Annotated in this window: 15 protein-coding genes and 1 pseudogene; 6 read left to right on the top strand and 10 right to left on the bottom strand. The window is 68.5% G+C overall.

Features of this window, described 5'->3' with window-relative positions:
- The first annotated feature begins 27 nt into the window (after positions 1–27).
- Positions 28–1380: a DoxX family protein gene (locus ACNQVK_RS09320; RefSeq protein ID WP_418034072.1), complete on the top strand. Its 1353-nt coding sequence runs from the start codon at positions 28–30 to the stop codon at positions 1378–1380.
- Positions 1381–1405: 25 nt separating this feature from the next.
- Here ACNQVK_RS09320 and ACNQVK_RS09315 read toward each other — a convergent pair whose 3' ends face one another.
- Entirely contained in the window at positions 1406–1795 is a 390-nt protein-coding gene (locus ACNQVK_RS09315; RefSeq protein ID WP_418029286.1) for a sterol carrier family protein, read from the bottom strand.
- 51 nt (positions 1796–1846) lie between these two features.
- Here ACNQVK_RS09315 and ACNQVK_RS09310 point away from each other — a divergent pair, with 51 nt between their 5' ends.
- Complete coding sequence (locus tag ACNQVK_RS09310) at positions 1847–3019, top strand: MCE family protein (protein ID WP_418034070.1); 1173 nt, start codon at positions 1847–1849, stop codon at positions 3017–3019.
- 85 nt (positions 3020–3104) lie between these two features.
- Positions 3105–4373: a hypothetical protein gene (locus tag ACNQVK_RS09305; protein WP_418029285.1), complete on the top strand. Its 1269-nt coding sequence runs from the start codon at positions 3105–3107 to the stop codon at positions 4371–4373.
- On the opposite strand, the gene ACNQVK_RS09300 is transcribed toward ACNQVK_RS09305, so the two are convergent.
- From ACNQVK_RS09300 to ACNQVK_RS09280, 5 genes are all read right to left on the bottom strand, one after another.
- Positions 4294–4944 (bottom strand): CPBP family intramembrane glutamic endopeptidase, encoded by a 651-nt coding sequence (locus ACNQVK_RS09300; RefSeq protein WP_418029284.1) that lies wholly within the window; start codon positions 4942–4944, stop codon positions 4294–4296. The two genes, ACNQVK_RS09305 and ACNQVK_RS09300, sit on opposite strands and share 80 nt — an antisense overlap.
- Positions 4944–6671, bottom strand: coding sequence for an alpha/beta hydrolase (locus ACNQVK_RS09295; protein ID WP_418029283.1), 1728 nt, complete (start codon positions 6669–6671; stop codon positions 4944–4946). Before ACNQVK_RS09295 ends, ACNQVK_RS09300 begins: the two co-directional genes overlap by 1 nt.
- The gene (purL, locus tag ACNQVK_RS09290) at positions 6668–8998 is read right to left on the bottom strand and encodes a phosphoribosylformylglycinamidine synthase subunit PurL (protein ID WP_418029282.1); all 2331 of its coding nucleotides are present in this window, start codon (positions 8996–8998) and stop codon (positions 6668–6670) included. The genes ACNQVK_RS09295 and purL overlap by 4 nt, the downstream gene beginning before the upstream one ends.
- A gap of 120 nt (positions 8999–9118) precedes the next feature.
- Entirely contained in the window at positions 9119–9466 is a 348-nt protein-coding gene (locus ACNQVK_RS09285) for a VOC family protein (RefSeq protein WP_418029281.1), read from the bottom strand.
- Positions 9467–9481: 15 nt separating this feature from the next.
- Complete coding sequence (locus ACNQVK_RS09280) at positions 9482–10744, bottom strand: M18 family aminopeptidase (RefSeq protein WP_418029280.1); 1263 nt, start codon at positions 10742–10744, stop codon at positions 9482–9484.
- A gap of 50 nt (positions 10745–10794) precedes the next feature.
- Here ACNQVK_RS09280 and ACNQVK_RS09275 point away from each other — a divergent pair, with 50 nt between their 5' ends.
- Both ACNQVK_RS09275 and ACNQVK_RS09270 read left to right on the top strand, forming a co-directional pair.
- On the top strand, positions 10795–11805 hold the full coding sequence (locus tag ACNQVK_RS09275; protein WP_418029279.1) for a Dyp-type peroxidase: 1011 nt from the start codon (positions 10795–10797) through the stop codon (positions 11803–11805).
- A complete protein-coding gene (locus ACNQVK_RS09270) occupies positions 11802–12599 on the top strand; it encodes a family 1 encapsulin nanocompartment shell protein (RefSeq protein WP_044520506.1) in 798 nt (265 codons plus the stop codon). The genes ACNQVK_RS09275 and ACNQVK_RS09270 overlap by 4 nt, the downstream gene beginning before the upstream one ends.
- Positions 12600–12695: 96 nt before the next feature.
- Here ACNQVK_RS09270 and purQ read toward each other — a convergent pair whose 3' ends face one another.
- Genes purQ through ACNQVK_RS09255 form a run of 3 tightly spaced genes read right to left on the bottom strand, consistent with a single transcriptional unit; the run spans position 12696 to position 14252 of the window.
- Positions 12696–13370 (bottom strand): phosphoribosylformylglycinamidine synthase subunit PurQ, encoded by a 675-nt coding sequence (gene purQ / locus ACNQVK_RS09265; RefSeq protein ID WP_044520507.1) that lies wholly within the window; start codon positions 13368–13370, stop codon positions 12696–12698.
- Positions 13367–13606 (bottom strand): phosphoribosylformylglycinamidine synthase subunit PurS, encoded by a 240-nt coding sequence (purS, locus tag ACNQVK_RS09260; protein WP_044521864.1) that lies wholly within the window; start codon positions 13604–13606, stop codon positions 13367–13369. The genes purQ and purS overlap by 4 nt, the downstream gene beginning before the upstream one ends.
- A 10-nt stretch (positions 13607–13616) precedes the next feature.
- A complete protein-coding gene (locus ACNQVK_RS09255) occupies positions 13617–14252 on the bottom strand; it encodes an ATPase (RefSeq protein ID WP_418034068.1) in 636 nt (211 codons plus the stop codon).
- Positions 14253–14298: 46 nt separating this feature from the next.
- Between ACNQVK_RS09255 and ACNQVK_RS09250 the strand changes: the two genes are divergently transcribed.
- Positions 14299–14937, top strand: coding sequence for an MBL fold metallo-hydrolase (locus ACNQVK_RS09250; RefSeq protein ID WP_418029278.1), 639 nt, complete (start codon positions 14299–14301; stop codon positions 14935–14937).
- Positions 14938–15027: 90 nt separating this feature from the next.
- On the opposite strand, the pseudogene ACNQVK_RS09245 reads toward ACNQVK_RS09250, so the two are convergent.
- A pseudogene (locus ACNQVK_RS09245) lies at positions 15028–16670 on the bottom strand (FAD-binding dehydrogenase).

Raw genomic sequence — 16670 nt, 5'->3', positions numbered from 1 at the left:
TCGACCCACTACATGGCAACGGCAAGGATGGATTTCGTGACGCGCCAACTCTCCGAGAAGCCGGCAACCGATCCCCTCGATTCCGACGCGGAGGCCCGGCCGCAAGCCTGGCCAGGGGTGACGAAGATCGCATTCCGGTTCTGCTTCCTGTACTTCGGCCTGTTCTGTCTGTTGTTCGCGCAGATCACGTTCGCGTTCCTGGGGATCGTCGGCCACTGGCTGCCGGATCGGGCGGTGATGTGGCAGATGACCGTCTTCGGCCCGCTGGTGAGCTGGGTCGGCAGTCATGTCTTCGGTGTCGAGGCGGTTCTGCATCAGGACTCGGGTAGCGGGGACCAGGCCGCGATCTGGGTGATGATCTTCTGCCTGCTGGTATTGGCGGTCGTCGGCACAGCGGTGTGGTCGTGGGTGGACCGGCAGCGACACGACTACTCGAGGCTGTGGGCCTGGTTCCTGACGTTTGTGCGGCTGTGCGTGGGCGGCCAGATGCTGTTCTACGGATTCGCCAAGCTGGTGCCGACGCAGATGCCCACGCCGCCGCTGGCCGCGTTGCTGCGCCCGTACGGCGAGTTCAGCCCGGCGTCGGTGCTGTGGCTGCAGGTCGGCAGCTCCTATCCGTACGAGATGGCGCTGGGCGCGGTGGAGGTCGTCGCCGGGTTGTTGCTGTTCCTGCCGCGGACCGGGACGCTGGGCGCCCTGCTCGGTGTGGCCAGCATGGCGCAGGTGTTCCTGCTGAACATGACCTTCGATGTGCCGGTGAAGATTCTCTCCGGACATCTCCTGCTGATGGGTCTGGTGCTGCTCGCCCCGCAATACCGCCGGCTGGCCGACTTCCTGGTGCTGCAGCGCAACACCGAACCGGCCGTCCAACCCGAACTGTTCGGCGGCGCTCGGGCCAACACCATCGCGGCGCGGATACAGGCCGTACTCGGCATCTGGATCGTGGCCGGTTGTGTCCTGACCAGTTGGCAGAGCTGGAGCGAGTACGGCGGCGGCCGCGTCAAACCCGAGCTGTACGGGATCTGGACGGTGAGCCGCTTCGACGTCGACGGCGCAGCGGCACCGCCGCTGACCACCGATCAGTACCGTTGGCAGCGCGTCGTTTTCGACCTGCCCGGGCTACTCACCTACCAACGGATGAGCGGCGAACTGGTGGACGCACCGGTCAAGATCGACGGCAACAACCTCACGGTGTCGGGACCGGACGGCACACCGCTGGCCACGCTCACCGCATCCCGGCCGACACCCGAGCAGCTACGGCTGACCGGCGAGTTGTCCGGCCGCGACGTCGCGATCTGGCTGGATCGGCTGGATCTGAACCAGTTCACCCTGCGGAACCGGGGCTTTCACTGGGTGCAGGAGTATCCCTACTTCCGGTGAGCCGGGTAGCCACGGGCGAATGGAGCTAGGCGCTCCCCAACGGCACCAGGGGTAGCCAGTGGGCCACCTCGCCGGCCCGCGATCCCGACATCTGCACCGCGACCCCGGCGTCGTCCAGGTCGAGCAGCCCGGTGGCCAGCAGCAGCCAGGTACGGGGATCGGTTTCCACGACGTTGGGCGGGTTGCCCCGGGTGTGGCGGGGCCCTTCGATGCACTGCACGGCGACGAACGGCGGCACCCTCACCTCGACGCTGGCGCCCGGTGCCACCGCCGCCAGGGTGCGGGCGGTCAGCCGGACGGCTTCGGCCAGCTCGGCGCGGGCGGGTTCGGCACCGGTGGGTTCGTGTAGCCAGTCGGCCACGGCGGCGACCGCCGCCCTGGTCTTTTGTGGATCTACACTGCCTCGCGCGGCCATGCCATAGAGTCTCGCAAAGTGTTTGCCGATCACCGTAATCCGCCGTATCGCATGGCCGGTGCAGCGCTCTTGGTGATCCTCGCGCTCGCATTCGGGTTGATCGTGGCGCAGTTCCGGGGCGCTTTCGAACCCAAGACACCGCTGACTCTGATGGCCTCGCGGGCGGGCCTGGTTCTCGATCCTGGTTCGAAGGTGACCTACAACGGGGTTCCGATCGGCCGGGTGGCCACGGTGAGCGCCGAAGGTAACCCGGTCCGGGCCCGGGTGCGGCTCGACATCAACCCGAAGTACATGGGCCTCCTGCCGGCCAACGTCCAGACCTCGATTCAGGCGACCACGGTGTTCGGTAACAAATACGTCGCCTTCACCTCGCCGGAACATCCGAGCCCGCAACGGGTTTCGAGCTCCACCCCGCTCGACGTCACGGCAGTCACCACCGAGTTCAACAGTTTGTTCGAGACCATCACCGCCATCACCGAACAGGTCGACCCGATCAAGCTGAACCAGACCTTGTCGGCCACCGCCCAGGCGTTGACCGGGCTGGGCAGTGCGTTCGGGCAATCGCTGGCCGACGGCAACACGATCCTCGGCGATGTGAACCCGCGCATGCCCGCGCTGCGCCACGACATCGCCGCCCTGGCCGATCTCGGCGAACGCTATGCGGCGGCCGGACCCGACCTGTTCGACGGCCTGGCCGACGCCGCGCGCAGTGCTGCCACCTTCAACTCCCAGCGCGGCCAACTCGACGCCGCGCTGATCGCGGCGATCGGCTTCGCCGGCACCGGTTCCGACATCCTCGAGCGCGGCGGTCCGTATCTGCAGCGCGGCGCGCAGGATCTGATCCCGACGTCGAAACTGTTCGACGAGTACCAGGGGCAGCTGTTCTGCACCATCCGCAACTACCACGACGTCGCACCCGCCTTCTATGCGACGTTCGGTGGCGACAACGGATATTCGTTCGACAGCACGGGGACCTTGTCGAGCATCGGCGTCGGCAACGCCTACGTGTATCCGGACAACCTGCCGCGGGTCAATGCCAAGGGCGGGCCCGAGGGCAAGCCCGGCTGCTGGAAGCCGATCACCAAGGACCTGTGGCCTGCGCCGTACCTGGTGATGGACACCGGCCTGTCGATCGCGCCGTACAACCATGTCGAACTCGGCTCGCCGATCTTCACCGACTACGTCTGGGGACGGCAGATCGGTGAGCCCACGATCAATCCGTGACCGCGCTCTACGATCTTGTCCGAGGTCGTTGCGCGAAACGAAAAGGGGATTTGTGAACGCGTCGCCGATACAAGAAGTCTGATCGATGCCTAAACGCGCAGTACCGGCGAGCCCTGAGCAGCCCGCAGCCTGGCCTCCCGCACTTCCCGCGTGGCGCGCCGTCGGCCTGTCCCTCGCACCGATCGGAGCCGCGGCCTTCAACGGGGTGGCCGGCCTGTGTGCCGCGGCCATCGCCGCTGTGTTGGTCTTCGCGTTCGCCCGCCTGCACCGGAATGCGCCGCAGTCGGTGTCGACGGGCGATCTGGTCGCCTCCACCGTGGGTCCGGCCGCCGGGCGGTTCACCAGCCTCATCCAGCTGGCGGCCTATGTGCTGCTGGGTGTGGGCGCCGCGCTCACACTCGCGCTACAGCCGTTGACCGGGGCACCGGATCTGGAGACCGCGCTGGCCGGCTGGTGGTGGCCCGGCTGGTCGGTGGCTGTGGTGGTCATCGCCGGCGCGGTGGTGGCCTACCTGCCGACGCGGGCGGTGGGTGCGACGGCTGCCGCGCTGGCCGGTGTGGGCCTGCTGGTTTTCCTCTACCTGGCGCTGGCGATCATCGCCCGGGTGGGCTCGGGCACACCTCCGGTTCAGTTCGGCGGGCCCACGCCGGTCAATTCGGTCCTGCTGGTGACGGCGGCAGCCATTCCGCTCGGCCTGGGGCTGGTGGGATTCGAGGCCGCGACCGTGGTCAGTGGCCGCCTCGAATCGGTGGCGCGCCCCGTGGGCGCCGCGGTGGGGATCACGGCGCTGGTCGCGGTCGTCCTGCTGCTGGCCGCCAACATCGGCGCGACCGGCGGGTTCCACCCCACCGCCGCGAACCTCTCGCTGATCGTCTCCCAGTTCTACTCGGATGCCGGGTTCTATTGGTTCACCACCGGGGCGTTGTGCCTGGCATCGGCAGCGGTGCTGGCCCTGATGTGGGCGGCCACCCGGGTCGCGGGACGATTGTTCGGTTCCGGTCCGGAGGTGGCGATCCTGGTTCCCGCGGCGATGTGTGTGCTGGCCGTGGCATTCAGCCGGTTCCAGGAGTACATCGGCAGACTGCAGATAACGGTCCCGGCCCTGCTCCTCTTGGTGGTCTATGTGCTTGTCACCGAGGCTAATTCGCGTATCGAAGGGTCCGCGGCAGCCCAGCAGGCGCCGCGGGTGATCCTGACCGTGGTGGTGGTCTGCGTGGTGTTGATCCCGCTGCGGGTCACCAGTTTCGCGATACCGGCGTTGTGGCCGCTGGCCGCTACGGCCGCGATCCTCGCGCTGGCAGGGGTGTTGGCGCGGCTTGGTAGGCCAACGCAGCCAGCGCCCCCGCCTCATTGATCGCCAGGTGAGCCAGCATCGGCGCGGCCAGGCTTGCCGAGCGCTGCGCAAGCCATCCGAACGCCCACCCGGCGACCCCGGTGACCAGGACAGTCGGGAGCACCGGTTGACCGGCGGCACGGGCGTCGGGGATGTGCGACAGCCCGAAAGCGGCGGCCTGCAACGCCTGACCGCCCACCGGACCGAACGCTTCGGCACCGACCTTGCCCAGCGCACCGCGGAAGGCGGCCTCCTCCGGCCAGACGGTCCCGAGCGGGATCCGCAGCGCCAGCCAGCGGCCGGGCGCTGCGGGCAGAACCTTGCGGCGCATCCCGGTGCGGACCACCGGCACCGCCGAGGTTGCCGCCACGCCTGCGCTCACCGCGGTCGCGGCAGCCGCCCCCAGTCGCAGTCCCGACCACAGCGCCGGGGGCAGGAGCCCCGGCCGGGCACTGGTACCGACCATCAGCCCGCTGCCGAGCGCCGCCCGCACCAGCGGCTGCCACCGGGCCGGCAACCGGGGGTCGACCAGACCGTTCCACGCGACCAGGCCCACCGCCAGCGCCACCGCGCGAATCCGGCCGGTGGACATCAGTATTCGGGTCCGTTGTCGGCCTCGTTCTTCTCCAGCGCCACCCGGATTCGCTCCGTGTCCTCCGGTGTCCACCCCTCCGGTGGCGCCACCGCCGCCCAGCCGTCGAGCACCGATTCGCCGTAGTTGTGCCCGTGTCCGGCCGGGACGCTCGACGCGTTGGTGATGTCGGCGGCCACCTGCCAGAACGTGATGATCGGGTACCAGCGCATCGAGGCGGTGCGGTCCGTCCCCGGCGGTTCGACCAGCCAATCCGGTTCGGAGAACAGCAGATCCGTCGACCACCAGATGATCGGGTCCGACGGGTGCTGCAGGAACAGGACCCGGGTGCCCTCCCACGGAGCTGCGGTGTCCTCGGCGATCTCGGCGGCGTTCGCGGCCTCGGAGAACCGCACGGTGCGGCCGTTGTCATAGCTGGGTCGCGCTTGCGGTGTGCCCGGGTCGCGGCGCGCGGTCAGGCCGCGCCACAGCGGGCTGGCATTGGGCGGGCCCACCCACAGCACCGAGGAGAAGCCCATCCGCGAGATGTCGGGGAGCCAGCTGAATGCGCCCTGCCCACCCATCGATCCCAGGCTCTCCCCGTAGAGCACCAGTTGGGGGCGATGGTCGGGGGGCAGCTGCGCCCAGCGCGCTTGGATCGCGTCGATCATCAGCCGTCCGGTCTTCATGGACTTCTCTCGGTCACCCATGAACGAAATCCAGCTCGGCAGATAGGAGTACTGCATACCGACCATCGCAGTGTCGCCGTTGTACATCAGCTCCAGGGCGCGGGCGGCGACCGGATTCACCCAGCCGGTGCCGGTGGTGGGGACGATGACCAGCAGCTTGCGATCGAAGGCGTGGGTGCGCTCAAGCTCGCTGAGCAGCACCGCTACCCGCTGATCGTCGGAGTCGGCGGTGTGCAGCCCGGCATACACCCGGATCGGTTCCATGGCCGGCGCACCGTTGAGCTTTTCGAGCTCGGCGGGACGCGGGCCGCTCGCCACGAAGTTGCGGCCCTGGAAGCCCAGCGTGTCCCATGCCGCGAATGAGGCTGGGCTGCCTGACCTTTCAGGTTCGGTGGGCTGGCTGACGCCCTCACGGGTGGTGGAGTTCTGCGGCTGGAAGACCCGGCTCGCCCCGGCCAGGAAGCCGCGGTAGGCCACGCCGTTGACGAGCATGACGACCAGCACCACCACGATGGCGGTCCCGATGAACTGGGCCACCTCCCGGTGCAGATGCCAGCGCCGGATGAACCACCTGGCCAGCAGTCGCACGATATCGCGGAGCAACCGTGCCGTGGCGATCAGCGCGGCGCCCACCGCGACCGCGATGATCAGGGTGCGCAGATAGCCCAGCGTGGCGGGGCCTTCCATGCCCATCAACGCCGAGACCTGCCGCTGCCAGGCCGCGGCGGGGATCAGCATCAGCACGCACGCCACGATGGCGCCGGTCACGACGAGTGCCTTCAGCCAGTACAACGACCGCTTCGACGGAGGCCACCAGGTGCGGTTGCGTAACCCGAAGCGGTACAGCGCCTTTCCGAGCAGGAGACCGATGCCGTAGCCGATGGCGGCGTTGATGCCGCCGATCAGCCCGGCGAACAGCCAGTCGCGCGGCAGCAGCGACGGGGTCAGCGAGAGACAGAAGAACAGGGCTCCGACGGCGATGCCGGCGAAGTCCAGTCGCACCAGGCTCCAGGCCCAGCGCAGCAGAGGATGACGTTCGTTGGAGGCTTTCGCCGTCACCCGAACAGCCCGGGCAGCACGCCCTCCGACGTACTCCGTAGCTCCGCGAGGGTGATGCTGAACTGCCCCTGGACCTCGATCGAGGGTTCTCCGCCTTCTGGCCCCTGGTCGACGACGCCGACCCGGGTGACCGGCAGGTCCCTTGCCTCACACATCGACCGGAACCGGCTCTCCTCGGTGCGCGGCACGGCCACCAGCACCCGGCCCGCGGACTCCGAGAACAGGAAGACAAACGGGTCGACGCCTTCCGGCAGATCCTCCGGAAGGATGACCCGGCAACCGGTTTCACCGGCCAGCGCGGCCTCCACCACGGCCTGGATCAGACCGCCCTCGGACAGGTCGTGGGCCGCGGAGATCAGTCCGTCGCGCGAGGCCGCGGTCAGCACCTCGGCCAGCAGCTTCTCGCGGTCCAGGTCGACCTTCGGCGGAACCCCACCCAGGTGATCGCCGGTGACCTGGGCCCAGACCGACCCGTCGAACTCGTCGTGGGTGTCCCCGAGCAGCAGCAGCGTCTCACCCGGTTCGGTGCCCAGCCCGGTGGGGATGCGTCGCTTCACGTCGTCGATCACGCCGAGCACGCCCACCACCGGCGTCGGCAGGATCGCCGTGGAGCCGGTCTGGTTGTAGAAGCTGACGTTGCCTCCGGTCACCGGAATGCCCAGGGCAGCACAGCCATCGGCGAGTCCGCGGACGGCCTGGCTGAATTGCCACATCACACCCGGGTCTTCGGGCGACCCGAAGTTGAGGCAGTTGGTCACCGCGACCGGGGTTGCCCCGGTGACCGCGACGTTGCGGTAGGCCTCGGCCAGCGCCAGCTGCGCGCCCGTGTAGGGGTCGAGCTGGGTGTAGCGGCCCGAGGCGTCGGTGGAGACCGCGATGCCGCGGCCGGTGCTCTCGTCGATGCGCAGGACACCGCCGTCGGCATGCTCGGCCAGCACGGTGTTGCCGCGCACGTAGCGGTCGTACTGCTCGGTGATGAACGCCCGGCTGCACAGGTGCGGGCTGCCGATCAGTGCCAGCAGGGTGGCCTTGAGCTCGTCGCCGGTCTTCGGCCGGGGCAGTTTGGCCGAGGTGTCGGCGATCAGGGCGTCCTGGCTGTCGGGGCGGGCCACCGGGCGCTGGTAGACCGGGCCCTCGTGGGCCACGGTGCGCGGCGGCACGTCGACGACGGTCTCGCCGTGCCAGGTGATCTGCAGCCGGTCCCCGTCGGTGACCTCACCGATGACCGTGGCCAGCACCTCCCACTTGCGGCAGACCGCCATGAACGCCTCGACGTTCTCCGGCGTGACCACGGCGCACATGCGTTCCTGGGACTCGCTGGAGAGCACCTCGGCGGGGGTCATGTCCTTGGCGCGCAGCGGCACCTGGTCCAGCTCGATGTGCATGCCGCCGTCGCCGGCCGACGCGAGTTCGGATGTGGCACAGGACAGTCCGGCACCGCCGAGGTCCTGGATGCCGACCACCAGGCCGGCCGAGTACAGCTCGAGACAACACTCGATGAGTACCTTCTCGGTGAACGGGTCGCCCACCTGAACGCTCGGCAGCTTCTTGCGGCCCGCGCCGCTCTCGTCGCCGCTGAAGGTGTCCGATGCCAGCACCGAGACACCGCCGATGCCGTCCAGGCCGGTGCGCGCACCGAACAGGATGATCTTGTTGCCGGTGCCCGAGGCGAACGCCAGATGCAGGTCTTCCTTGCGCAGGGCACCCACGCACAACGCATTGACCAGCGGATTGCCGGCATAGGACGGGTCGAAGATCGTCTCGCCGCCGATGTTGGGCAGGCCCAGCGAGTTGCCGTAGCCGCCGACACCGCGCACCACGCCGTCGAGCACGCGGCGGGTGTCGGGCGCGTCGGCCGCGCCGAAGCGCAGCTGGTCCATGACCGCGACCGGGCGGGCGCCCATCGCCATGATGTCGCGGACGATGCCGCCGACGCCGGTGGCCGCACCCTGGTAGGGCTCGACATAGGACGGGTGGTTGTGGGACTCGACCTTGAAGGTGACGGCCCAGCCGTCGCCGATGTCGACGACGCCGGCGTTCTCACCGATGCCGGCCAGCATGCCGGCGCGCATCTCGTCGGTGGTGGTCTCACCGAAGTAGCGCAGGTGCACCTTCGAAGACTTGTAGGAGCAGTGTTCGCTCCACATCACCGAGTACATGGCCAGCTCGGCGTCGGTGGGGCGGCGGCCCAGAATCTCGCGAATCCGCTGGTACTCGTCGTCCTTGAGACCGAGTTCGCGGTAGGGCTGCGGCTGATCAGGGGTGGCGGCTGCCCGCTCCACAGTGTCTTGGGTCGATGTACGGCCGTGGGTGAGCTCAGACGTCACGGTGTCAGTTTAGTTGCTGCTCGCGAGTGGGCGCGGGCAGCCGCTGATGTGCCTCACCAGCACGTGGGCCACTGTGGGCGCGGCCACACCGTTGGCGGCGTCGAAACCCGCCCGCCCGGGCTATCCGCCGGCGATACAGAAGGCGTTGCCGGCCGGGTCGGCCAGCACCACCCAGTTGAACTCCGGACCGAAGTTGTGCCGCCCGGTCTCGCTGGCCCCCAGCCCCACCAGGCGCGCCACCTCGGCCTCCATGTCGGCCGCGTGGAAGTCGAGGTGCACGCGATTCTTGCCCGGCGTCGGATCGTCGACATGCTGGAAACCGAGGTTGGGCCCGTCGGGCAGGTCGACGAGGACGAATTCGCCTGGGACGACGGCATTTACCGTGCCGTTGACGGCCTGCGCCCACCATTGGGCCAGCGTGTCGGGATCGGTGCAGTCGACTGTGATCATCTCCACGGAGAGTGCCATGGCGCCGACCCTAGATCAGGCCGGTGACAAGAACCCCCGCAATGCCGCCGAGTAGGCGGCGACGTCCCGGGCGCCCATGAACTCCCTGGCGGAATGCATGGCGAGCTGCGCCGCGCCGACGTCGACGGTCGGGATCCCGGTCCGCGCCGACGTCATCGGCCCGATGGTGGACCCGCACGGCAGATCGGCGCGGTGCTCATAGCGTTGCAGCGGCACCCCGGCCTGGTCGCAGGCCAGGGCGAACGCCGCCGCGGTGCGGCCGTCGGTGGCATAGCGCAGGTTGGGCTGCACCTTCAGCACGGGCCCGGCGTTGACCTCGATCAGGTGTCCGGGCTCATGACGGTCCGGGTAGTTCGGATGCGTCGCGTGCGCCATGTCCCCGGAGGCCACCATCGATCCGGCTGCCCTGCGCAGGAAGTCCTCCCGGGTACCGCCCGCGGCGAGCACGATGCGCTCGAGCACGGTCGGCAACAGTTCGGACTGGGCGCCGTGGTCCGAGGTCGAGCCGACCTCCTCGTGGTCGAACAGCGCCAGCACCGGCACATGTGTGCCGGCACCCGCGGCCAGGAACGCCTCCAGCCCCGCGTAGCAGGTGGCCTGGTTGTCCAGTCTGGGCGCGCTGACGAACTCCCCCTCGGCGCCGGTGATCGCCGACGGCGTCAGGTCGTGGGTCATCAGATCAAAACCGAGCAGCCCGTCCGGTTGGACACCGGCCCGCTCGGCGACGTACCCGAGGAAGGACCGCGGCCGCTCCCCCAGGCCCCACACCGCGTTGACATGGCGCTGCGGGTCGGGGCTCACGCCCTTGCGGTCCTCGGACAGGTGGATGGCGAGTTGGGGCACGCGCAGGATCGGATCGTCGATCCGGATCAGCCGGTGTTCGATCCGGTTGCCGTCGCGGACCGAGAGCCGGCCGCTGATCCCGAGGTCGCGGTCCAACCACGAGTTCAGCCAGGCCCCGCCGTAGGGCTGCAGTGCGACCACCTGCCATCCGGCGACGACGCGATCGGGGTGCTGTTTGACCCGGAGGTTGGGGCTGTCGGTGTGGCCGCCGACGACCCGGAACGGTGCAGCCGGGTCTGTTCCCTCGGTGTTCCAGGCCACCAGTGAGCCCGCCCGCACCGTGAAGTACTTGCCCGCGGTGGCCGGCCAGCCGTCGGTTTCGGCCAGCTCGGTGAATCCCGCGTCGCGCAGGCGTTGCGCGGCGGTGGCGCACACGTGGAACGGAGACGGAGAGGCATCGATGAACTCGCACAGGCCCTGAGCGCTCGCTGGCATCTTTTCATCTTGACCGGCGAACCGGCCGCCGGTGTCGGTAGGGTCGGTTTGTGCCCGATCCAATCCCGCAGCCGGTGCTGAACCTTCTGACGCGGGCGGCCATCTTTCTGGTACTGACGATCGAGGACGACGGCGAACAAGCCGTTCACGACGTGCTCCCCGACATTTCGGGCATCGTCCGCTCGATCTGGTTCCGCGATACCACCAAGGAGCTGTCGCTGGTGGCCGGGATCGGTTCGGCGGCCTGGGATCGCCTGTTCGCCGGGCCGCGTCCGGCCAGTCTGCATCCGTTCATCGCTCTCGACGGCGGACGACATCAGGCACCGTCCACCCCCGGTGATGTGTTGTTGCACATTCGCGCCGACACCATGGATGTGTGTTTCGAGTTGGCCGACCGCATGCTGCAGGAGTTCGGCAGTGCCGTCACGGTTGTCGATGAGGTGCACGGGTTCCAGTACTTCGACAACCGGGACCTCCTCGGCTTCGTAGACGGCACCGAGAACCCGAACGGGTCCACTGCGGCGGCCGCCGTTCAGATCGGCGCCGAGGATCCCGATTTCGCCGGGGCCAGCTACGTGCACATCCAGAAGTACGTGCATGACATGACGGACTGGCGCTCGCTTTCGGTCGAGGAACAGCAGCGCGTGATCGGCCGCACCAAGCTCGACGACATCGAGATGTCCGATGACGTCAAACCTTCCAACTCTCATATCGCGCTGAACGTCATCACCGACGAAGACGGCAACGAGCTGAAGATCGTGCGGCGCAACATGCCGTTCGGCGAACTCGGCAGCGGCGAGTTCGGCACGTACTACATCGGATACTGCGCCGATCCGGCCATCACCGAACGCATGCTGACCAATATGTTCATCGGCGATCCACCCGGCAACACCGACCGGATCCTGGATTTCTCCACCGCTGTGACCGGCGGCATGTTCTTCGTCCCCACGATCGATTTCCTCGATGATCCACCGCCGCTTCCGGTTCCGGTCGAAGAACCCGCGACGGCCAAGCAAGACACCTCCCTGGCGATCGGCAGCCTGAAAGGAATCCCGCAATGAACAACCTGTACCGCGAGCTTGCCCCGATCACCGAGTCCGCCTGGGCCGAGATCGAACTCGAGGCCAGCCGGACCTTCAAGCGGCACATCGCCGGACGGCGCGTGGTCGACGTCAGCGAGCCCGGCGGCCCGGTTACCGCGGCGATCAGCACGGGCCATCTGCTCGATGTGAACTCGCCCGGTGACGGCGTGGTCGCCCACCTGCGCGACGCCAAGCCGCTGGTGCGCCTGCGGGTGCCGTTCACGGTGTCGCGCACCGCGATCGACGACGTCGAGCGCGGCGCCCAGGACTCCGACTGGGATCCGGTGAAGGACGCCGCCAAGAAGCTGGCGTTCGTCGAGGACCGGGCGATCTTCGAGGGCTACCCGGCGGCCTCGATCGAGGGCATCCGCAGCTCCAGCTCCAACCCGGCGCTGGCCCTGCCCGACGACGCCCGTGAGATCCCCGACGTGATCGCCCAGGCACTGTCCGAGCTGCGGCTGGCCGGTGTCGACGGACCGTATTCGGTGCTGCTCTCGGCGGCGACCTACACCAAGGTCAGCGAGACCACGGCGCACGGTTACCCGATCCGCGAGCACCTGAGCCGGCTGGTCGACGGCGAGATCATCTGGGCGCCGGCGATCGACGGTGCGTTCGTACTGTCCACCCGCGGTGGCGATTTCGATCTGCAGCTGGGCACCGACGTCTCGATCGGCTACCTGTCCCACGATGCGGAGAGCGTGCAGCTTTACCTGCAGGAGACGCTGACGTTCCTGGCCTACACCGCCGAGGCCTCGGTCGCCCTCACTGCCTGAGCCCCCTCTTGCCCCGCGAGCGACCGTGTCTGTACGCCGACACGCCGCAAAGTGCGTACCTCAGCGGTCGCTCGCGGTGCCGAGTGCGGCAGAACGTTAAACCGAGAGAACCGCGTCGAGCGCGGAGTAGAACAAGCCGAGCCCGTCGTCGGACGGACCGGTCAACGCCTCGGTGGCGTGTTCGGGATGCGGCATCAGGCCGACGACGCGACGGTTGGCCGAGCACACGCCCGCGATGCCGCGCATCGAACCGTTGAGGTTCTCGCGGTAGCGGAAGACCACGCGGTCCTCGCCCTCGAGCTCGTCGAGCACGGCGTCGGAGGCGACGTAACGGCCTTCGCCCGACTTGAGCGGGATCAGCAGGTCGGCACCGGCGTCATACCGGGTCGTCCAGGCCGTGGTGTTGGAGGCGACCTCCAGCCACACGTCGCGGCAGATGAAATGCAGTCCGGCGTTGCGGGTCAGCGCTCCGGGCAGCAGCCCGGCCTCGCACAGCACCTGGAAGCCGTTGCAGATGCCGAGCACGGGCATGCCCTTGCCGGCAGCCTCGACGACCGAACCCATCACCGGGGCGAACTTCGCGATGGCCCCGCAGCGCAGGTAGTCCCCGTAGGAGAAGCCGCCGGGCACGACGACCGCGTCGACGCCCTTCAGGTCCGCGTCGGCGTGCCACAGGCTGACCGCCTCGGCCCCGGCCAGACGGACGGCTCGGGCCGCGTCGACGTCGTCGAGCGTCCCGGGGAAGGTGATCACCCCGACACGGGTGGTCACGCGCCCTCCCGGCTCACCGAGAAGTCCTCGATAACGGTATTGGCCAGCAGAGATTCGGCGATCTCGGCCAGGGTTTCGTCAGCTACGGAGTCGTCGACTTCGAGCTCGAAACGCTTGCCCTGACGGACGTCCGAGATACCACCATGTCCAAGCCGACCAAGTGCCCCGACGATCGCCTGACCCTGGGGGTCGAGGATCTCCGCCTTGGGCATGACGTGCACAACCACCTTTGCCACGGCGCACACTCTACCGGCACGACCCTATGTAAGCCGTGCACAGTGGGTCGGCCAGCGCATCGAGCACCTGACGGTCCGCCGGAGCCGACCACGCGACCTGTGGTGGCGTGCTCGTCCACATGGCCAGCTCGACCAGGGTGCTGTTGTACGGATCGGCGAGCAGGTACTGGTGCAGGACCGTCCCATCGTCGAGGTTGACCGCCGCTGCCAGCCGCCCGGTCCGCTCTGTGGTGATCGACGCCGCGTTCCCCGGGCAGGCGCGCAGTGCCGCAGTGGCTCCTTGCAGCACCGCCAGCGCCGTCTGCCCGCCTTGCCACGTCTCCCCGCGCCAATGGATGACCTGCACGCGCAGCTGCCAGTGCCCCGCGGGCCGGGTCACCTCCGACCGCGCCGCCACTGCATAGCCGCGCGGATCCCCGGGCACCGGCGCCGACGCACATTCCTCCTCGAAGCGGAAGCGTGGTGCGACGGCGGTCACGGCCAGTCCGGCCAGCCCGGGCCAGCCGTACTCACGGTCCAACGGGAGTTTCGAGGTGTCCACCCACGCCGAGTCCGGAATGCGGTCACACAGCGGCGGGCAGTCGGGGCTGGGCTCCGACCAGGCCGAAGGGGGCGCTGCGGCCAGCCCGCAGAGCACGATCGACATCGCCACGATGACCCGCCATATCCCCACCGAGCGCCACAATATAGGTATGCAACTCACGCATTTCGGACATTCGTGCCTACTGGCCAGCATTTCGAACACCACCGTGCTGTTCGACCCGGGCAACTTCTCGCACGGTTTCGAAGGCATCACCGGTTTGTCGGCCATCCTGATCACCCATCAGCATCCCGACCATGCCGATACCGCCCGGTTGCCCGCGCTGATCGATGCCAATCCGCAGGCCGCGCTTTATGCCGATCCGCAGACCGCCGCCCAGCTGGGTGAGCCGTGGCAGGCGGTGCACCCCGGCGACGCATTCCGGGTCGGCTCGCTCGATGTGCGCGGGACCGGTGGCAAACATGCCGTGATCCACCCGGAAATCCCTGTGATCGACAACATTTCGTACCTGCTGGGCGACGACGAGCATCCCGCCCGGCTCATGCATCCCGGTGACGCCCTGTTCGTCCCCGGCGAACCGGTCGACGTGCTGGCCACCCCCGCGGCCGCCCCGTGGATGAAAATCTCAGAGGCTGTGGACTTCCTGCGCGCGGTGGCTCCGGCGCGGGCGGTGCCGATCCATCAGGGCATCATCGAGCCGGGTGCGCGCGGCATCTACTACGGGCGGCTGACGGAGATGACGAACACCGAATTCCGGGTTCTCACCGAGGAAAACGGCACCGAGTTCTGATTCACGGCTCAGCCGTGGTGTTCTGATTCACGGCTCAGCCGTGGTGTTCTGATTCACGGCTCAGCCGTGGTGTTCTGAACGCGAGCCGGCCTAGGCGATATCGGCGGCCGCACCGCGCCCGCCGCCCGGCCGGAGAAGATGCACCCACCGAGGAAGGTGCCTTCCAGGGACCGGTAGCCGTGTACCCCGCCACCGCCGAATCCTGCCGCCTCCCCCGCGGCGTACAGGCCGGCGAACGCGGCGCCGTCTTCTTTGAGTACCCGGGAGTCGAGGTCGGTTTCCAACCCGCCCAGGGACTTTCGGGTCAGGATGTGCAGTTTGACGGCGATCAGCGGACCCGCCTTCGGGTCGGTGAGCCGGTGCGGGGCGACGACGCGACTGAACCGGTCACCGAGGTAGCTGCGGGCCGCCCGGATCGCGGTGATCTGCCCGTCCTTGGTGAACTTGTTGACCACCTCGCGGTCCCGTGCGGTCACCTCGGCCGCCACCGTGGCGTAGTCGACTTCCAGCACATCCGGTACGTCGTTCATCGCGGCCACCAGTTCGCGCAGGGAGCGCGCGCTGACGAAGTCGACACCACGATCGACGAACGCCTGCACGGGGGCCGGCGCACCGGGTTTCACCCGCGCCAGGACGTCACGCACGCTGCGGGACGTGAGATCGGGATTCTGTTCCTGGCCGGACAACGCGAACTCCTTGGCGATGATCCGCGCGTCGAGGATGAACCAGGTGTAGTCCTGCCCGGTGCGGCAGATGTGTTCGAGCGTGCCCAGGGTGTCGAAGCCCGGATACAGCGGCCCGGGCAGCCGTTTTCCGTTGGCGTCCAACCACAGTGACGACGGCCCCGGGAGAATGCGGATCCCGTGGTCGGGCCAGATCGGATCGTAGTTGGTGATGCCTTCGGTGTAGTGCCACATCCGGTCGCTGTTGATGACATGCGCACCGACGGCCTCGGAGATGCCGATCATCCGGCCGTCGACGTGTGCGGGGACGCCGCTGAGCAATTGCTCGGGCACCCGGCCCATACGCGCGGGCCAGTTCTTGCGCACGAGGTCGTGGTTGCCGCCGATCCCGCCGCTGGCCACGATCACAGCAGATGCGCGGAACTCGAAGTCGCCGATCACGTTTCGCGACGACGGCGCCCCGCGAGGCGCGTCGGAGGGCTCGAGCACCGCACCCCGGACCCCGACGACGGCGCCCTCGGAGACGATGAGTTCGTCGACGCGGTGACGGTGGGCGAACCGCACCCGCGGCTCTCCCACCAGCCGGCGGGCGAAGACGTCGACGATCGCCGGCCCGGTTCCCCAGGTGATGTGGAATCGCGGCACCGAATTGCCGTGTCCCAGCGCCCCGTAACCGCCCCGCTCGGCCCACCCGACCAGGGGGAAGGTCTGCAGGCCTCGGGACCGCAGCCAGCTACGTTTCTCCCCGGCGGCGAAATCGACGTAGGCGTGTGCCCACTCCCGCGGCCAGTGATCCTCGGGCCGATCGAACCCCGCGGTGCCCAGCCAGTCCTGCAGGGCCAACTCCTGGCTGTCGCGGATCCCGAGCCTGCGCTGTTCGGGGCTGTCGACGAAGAACAGTCCGCCGAACGACCAGAATGCCTGCCCACCGAGGTTGGCGGCGTTCTCCTGATCCAGGATGAGCACGCGGTGCCCGCGCTCGACGAGTTCGCATGCGGCGACCAAGCCGGCGAGACCTGCCCCCACGACAATGACATCGGCGTCTGCCAT

This window comes from Mycobacterium sp. 134 (genome assembly GCF_048282715.1).
Classification (GTDB): Bacteria; Actinomycetota; Actinomycetes; order Mycobacteriales; family Mycobacteriaceae; genus Mycobacterium; species Mycobacterium septicum.
This window is presented reverse-complemented; position numbering and strand designations above follow the sequence as displayed.

Bases quoted from the DNA above. Each gene is read 5' to 3' on its own strand.
- ACNQVK_RS09320 (WP_418034072.1), top strand. From the start codon at position 28: ATGGATTTCGTGACGCGCCAACTCTCCGAGAAGCCGGCAACCGATCCC.
- ACNQVK_RS09315 (WP_418029286.1), bottom strand. From the start codon at position 1,795: ATGGCCGCGCGAGGCAGTGTAGATCCACAAAAGACCAGGGCGGCGGTC.
- ACNQVK_RS09310 (WP_418034070.1), top strand. From the start codon at position 1,847: ATGGCCGGTGCAGCGCTCTTGGTGATCCTCGCGCTCGCATTCGGGTTG.
- ACNQVK_RS09305 (WP_418029285.1), top strand. From the start codon at position 3,105: ATGCCTAAACGCGCAGTACCGGCGAGCCCTGAGCAGCCCGCAGCCTGG.
- ACNQVK_RS09300 (WP_418029284.1), bottom strand. From the start codon at position 4,944: ATGTCCACCGGCCGGATTCGCGCGGTGGCGCTGGCGGTGGGCCTGGTC.
- ACNQVK_RS09285 (WP_418029281.1), bottom strand. From the start codon at position 9,466: ATGGCACTCTCCGTGGAGATGATCACAGTCGACTGCACCGATCCCGAC.
- ACNQVK_RS09280 (WP_418029280.1), bottom strand. From the start codon at position 10,744: ATGCCAGCGAGCGCTCAGGGCCTGTGCGAGTTCATCGATGCCTCTCCG.
- ACNQVK_RS09270 (WP_044520506.1), top strand. From the start codon at position 11,802: ATGAACAACCTGTACCGCGAGCTTGCCCCGATCACCGAGTCCGCCTGG.
- ACNQVK_RS09255 (WP_418034068.1), bottom strand. From the start codon at position 14,252: ATGTCGATCGTGCTCTGCGGGCTGGCCGCAGCGCCCCCTTCGGCCTGG.
- ACNQVK_RS09250 (WP_418029278.1), top strand. From the start codon at position 14,299: ATGCAACTCACGCATTTCGGACATTCGTGCCTACTGGCCAGCATTTCG.